The 4,605-nt window shown below is 58.2% G+C and carries 3 protein-coding genes; 1 reads left to right on the top strand and 2 read right to left on the bottom strand.

What is annotated here, in order from left to right; all coding sequences use genetic code 11:
- On the top strand, positions 1-2,022 hold a 2,022-nt coding region (locus NW829_RS11365), incomplete at its 5' end, for a prolyl oligopeptidase family serine peptidase (protein ID WP_414417120.1).
- Here NW829_RS11365 and eno read toward each other — a convergent pair.
- Both eno and ntcA read right to left on the bottom strand, forming a co-directional pair.
- Positions 2,019-3,302: a phosphopyruvate hydratase gene (gene eno, locus NW829_RS11360; protein ID WP_414413228.1), complete on the bottom strand. Its 1,284-nt coding sequence runs from the start codon at positions 3,300-3,302 to the stop codon at positions 2,019-2,021. The two genes, NW829_RS11365 and eno, sit on opposite strands and share 4 nt — an antisense overlap.
- Before the next feature lie 238 nt (positions 3,303-3,540).
- Positions 3,541-4,215, bottom strand: a complete 675-nt coding sequence (gene ntcA, locus NW829_RS11355; RefSeq protein WP_011434093.1) for a global nitrogen regulator NtcA — start codon at positions 4,213-4,215, stop codon at positions 3,541-3,543.
- Positions 4,216-4,605: the final 390 nt, after the last annotated feature.

Genomic DNA, 4,605 nt, shown 5'->3' with positions numbered 1-4,605 from the left:
CCGGATCCCTACCGCTGGCTGGAGGATCTGGATTCGGAGCAGACGCGGGCCTGGATTGAGGCGCAAAACCACCTTACCTTTAACTACTTGCAGCAGATCCCAGCCCGGCAGCGGATCCGAGAACGCCTGACCCAGCTCTGGAACTATGAAAAATACAGCCAGCCCTTCAAAGAAGGGGGCCGCTACTTCTACTTCAAAAACGACGGCCTGCAAAACCAGAGCGTTCTCTACACCCAAGAAAGTCTAGAGGGCCAGGCGCGGGTTTTGCTGGATCCCAACACCTTCTCGGAAGACGGCACGGTGGCTCTAGCGGGCATTGCCATCAGCCGCGCTCGCGACAGCGGTGCGGAGCACGCTGGACGGTATCTAGCCTATGGCCTCTCCTGCTCCGGCTCCGATTGGCAAGAGTGGAAGGTGCGGGACATCGAAACCGGCGAGGATTTGCCGGATCACCTGCGCTGGATTAAGTTCTCGGGAGTAAGCTGGACCCTGGACGGGCAAGGATTTTTCTACAGCCGCTACGACGAACCAGCCCCGGGCAGCGAATACGAAAGCGCCAACTACTTTCAGAAGCTCTACTACCACCGCCTGGGCACCCCCCAGTCAGAAGATGTTTTGGTCTATCACCGCCCCGACCAAAAAGAGTGGGGCTTTGCCGGCGGGGTTACTGAAGATGGGAATTACCTCATCATCTCCGTCTGGCGGGGCACGGATCCCAAAAACCTCATCTTCTACAAAGACTTGCGGGATCCCCAGTCTCCTGTAGTAGAGCTCATCCGCGAGTTTGAGGCCGAATACAGCTTCGTGGGCAACGACGGATCCCGCTTTTGGCTGTTGACGGACTGCCAAGCTCCTCGGCGGCGACTGGTGGCGATTGACTTGGAGCAGCCCGACCAGGTGCAGGAGGTGATCCCCGAGGCGGAGGAGACCTTGCAGGGGGTTAGCTTGATCAACAATCAGTTTGTGGCCTTCTACCTCAAAGACGCCCACACCCAGATCAAGACCTTTGCTTTAGACGGCACCTACCTAGGAGAAATCCCGCTGCCCGGGCTGGGATCTGCCAGCGGCTTTGGCGGCAAGCGCTACGACACCGAGACCTTCTACACCTTCACCAGCTTCACCACCCCACCCACCATCTACCGCTACGATTTCACCAGCGGCACCAGCACCCTGTTCCGTCAGCCCCAGGTGGATTTCGATCCCCAGGCCTACGAGGTGCAGCAGGTGTTCTACACCAGCAAAGACGGCACCCGCATCCCCATGTTTCTCGTCCACCGCCGTGGCCTGACTCGGACAGGGGATCACCCCACCCTGCTGTATGGCTACGGTGGCTTTGGCATCTCACTTACCCCCAGCTTTTCAGTGGGTCTGGTGGCCTGGCTGGAAATGGGCGGTGTCTATGCCCAGCCAAATTTGCGCGGCGGCGGCGAGTACGGAGAAGAGTGGCACCAGGCGGGCACCAAGCTCAACAAGCAAAAGGTGTTCGACGACTTTATTGCCGCTGCCGAGTGGCTGATAGCCCATGGCTACACCAACCCCGCCAAGTTGGCCATCTCTGGCGGCAGCAACGGCGGCCTCTTAGTGGGGGCCTGCCTGGTTCAGAGGCCGGAGCTGTTTGCAGCGGCCCTGCCGGCAGTGGGGGTGTTCGACATGCTGCGCTTTCATAAGTTCACCATCGGCTGGGCCTGGATCTCCGAGTACGGATCCCCGGAGAACCCGGAGGAATTCAAGGCCCTCTACGCCTATTCCCCTCTGCACAACCTCAAGCCCGGCACTGCCTATCCCGCCACCCTGATCACCACCGCAGATCACGACGACCGGGTGGTGCCCGCCCACAGCTTCAAGTTTGCCGCTGCCCTGCAGGCAGCCCAGGGGGGATCCCAGCCCATCCTCATCCGCATCGACACCAAGGCAGGGCACGGGGCCGGCAAGCCCACCAGCAAGCTGATTGAGGAAGCTGCCGACCGCTGGGCCTTTTTGGTGCAGGTGCTAGGGATCCTCTGGGACGGAACGGGAAGTTAGCGAGCTCCAGGACCCAGGCCCACCCGACCGGCATAAACTGCCGCTTCCCCCAGCTCGTCTTCGATGCGCAGCAGTTGGTTGTACTTGGCAATGCGCTCGCTGCGGCAGAGGGATCCGGTTTTGATCTGCCCGGCACGGGTGGCCACCGCCAAGTCGGCAATGGTGGTGTCTTCCGTCTCGCCAGAGCGGTGGCTGATGATGGTGCGAAAGCCGGCTTGAACTGCCAATTGGATGGCCGAGACGGTCTCCGTCAGGGTGCCGATTTGGTTGGGCTTGATCAAAATGGCGTTGGCGGCGGCGCTGTCGATACCCTTTTGCAGGCGGGTCAGGTTGGTTACAAACAGGTCATCTCCCACCAGCTGTACCCGGGATCCCAGTTGAGCGGTCATGGCTTGCCAACCGGCCCAGTCTTCTTCCGCTAGCCCATCTTCAATGGAAAGGATGGGATAGTTGGCCAGCAGTTGCTGGTAGTAAGCCACCATATCAGCCGCGCTGTGGGCTTTGCCCTCAAAGTGATATTGCCCATCCTGTAGCAGCTCGTTGGCGGCCACATCCAAGGCCAAGGCGATATCTGCTCCCGGTTTGTAGCCTGCCTGTTCAATAGCCGTCATCAGCAGATCCAAAGCCGCCGCATTGGAGTCGAGATCAGGAGCAAACCCCCCTTCATCCCCCACACCGGTGGACAGCCCCTTCTGCTGCAGCACTTGTTTTAGTACCGCAAACACCTCAGCCCCGTAGCGCAGCGCCTCGCGAAAGCTGGCCGCTCCAATGGGCACAAGCATAAATTCTTGAATATCGACGTTGTTGTCGGCGTGGGCGCCGCCGTTGAGCACGTTCATCAGCGGCACCGGCAGCAGGTTGGCAAAGGGCCCCCCCAGGTATTTGTAAAGAGGCAAGCCCACTGCTTCCGCAGCCGCTTTGGCTGTCGCCAGAGAAACTGCCAAAATAGCGTTGGCCCCCAGGCGGGACTTGTTGGGGGTGCCGTCCAGGTCGATCAGCAACTGGTCAATACGGGCTTGGTTGAGGGCATCTTCTCCCTGCAGCTCCGACTGGATGGGGCCAAGGATGTTTTCCACCGCCCTCAGCACACCCTTACCGCCGTAGCGTTTGGGATCCCCGTCCCGCAGCTCATGGGCCTCAAAGGTACCGGTCGAAGCGCCGCTGGGAACCTGCGCCAAGCCCGTCGCCCCATTGGCTAAACCCACCAGGGCCTCTAAGGTGGGGCGTCCTCGCGAGTCGAGGATCTCATGGGCGGTAATCCACTCGATGGCCGTTTCCACAGTTACACCTCAGCAATTGGCTAGATAGCTCTGGCCAAAGCCAGATCCCCCCATAGACTAGTAGGTTTTTGCCCGCGATCCGGTTAGCTTCCAGAAAACTTTAAGTCTGTCCTTTAGGTATAGAGATTCTTCAAGGCTGCAGCAGTAGATTGAACATAGGCCGGCCAGAGCTTCAACCAGCCGTCGAGCGGGGTTTGCCTGGGCAAGGTGCTGCTCAGGAAGTGTTCTCCTCTTCCTTCTAGGCAAAGCGATGGCTCAGCCGCATCGGGTCGTGTACGGTGATCTTCTTCTTGTGAATGGAGATGTACTTCTTCTTGCGCAGCTCTCCCAACAGGCGGGTGATGGTGACGCGGGTTGAGCCAATGGCCTCGGCAATGGCCTGGTGAGACAGCTTGAGATCGATGGTGACCCCATCTGGGCCAGGCACCCCGAAATCGCGACAGAGAATCAACAAAAAGCTGACCAGACGGGATCCCATGTCGCGATGAGCCAGCGTCTCGATCATCATCTCCGTTTGCAAAATGCGGGACGACAGGCTTTTAACCAGCAACATGGCCAGTTCGGCGTTCTCCTGCAAGGATTTTTCCACCTGCTCGATCGGCAGAGAGAGTAACTCGGTAGGTGTAAAAGCCACCGAGTGATAAAAGCGGTCGGAGCGCTGTCCCGTGATAAAGGAGAGCACGCCGAAGATGCTGTTTTCCCGCAGGAGGGCAACGGTGATTTCCTCTCCCATTTCGTAGACCCGCGAGAGCTTAACGGCTCCCTTCACCAAAAAGTAAACCCGCTCCGCCGGATCCCCTGGAAAAAAAATGGTCTTCCCGCGCTCAAACGTTTCGATAACCGGAGGATGGTGAGGGCCTCCCAATTGCTTGAAGGCTGTGATCAGAGATTTTTCCGCTACGGCCACCGCCATACTCATCAACCTTTTAAGGTCAGTTTATACCTAAGATCAACCTATTAAGATCAATCTAGAAGCATTAGGCTAGGTTGCAACCCCTTGACTTCAGAATCGATGATGATACCAAGATTTACCCTAAAGTAGAAGGTTCTGCCCAGGCATCTTTGTAGCACGTGCTACATTTTTGAGTCTCGTTTTTGCCCCAGAAAGGGATCCCCAACCGAAAGCAGGGGTTAGGATAAGAGCCATTGTCGCTGGGGGTTGCGTCGGCCCTTGGCGGTAGAGAGTGGAGTGGGTTGGAACATTCTATCTATCTATGGGGATCCCAGAGGTTATCGTTGCTGCACCTTCTCAACTGAGCCGCCAGCATTTCACAGTGCGGATGCCGGATCCGGCCAATCACCT

The organism is Synechococcus sp. R55.8 (genome assembly GCF_047461895.1).
Taxonomy (GTDB): domain Bacteria; phylum Cyanobacteriota; class Cyanobacteriia; order Thermostichales; family Thermostichaceae; genus Thermostichus.
Note: the sequence above shows the minus strand (reverse complement) of the source record. Positions and strands in the feature narration are given on the sequence as shown.

What these genes read in the sequence shown, in the direction of transcription:
- ntcA (WP_011434093.1), bottom strand. Translation starts at nt 4,215, where the DNA reads ATGGCGGTGGCCGTAGCGGAAAAATCTCTGATCACAGCCTTCAAGCAA.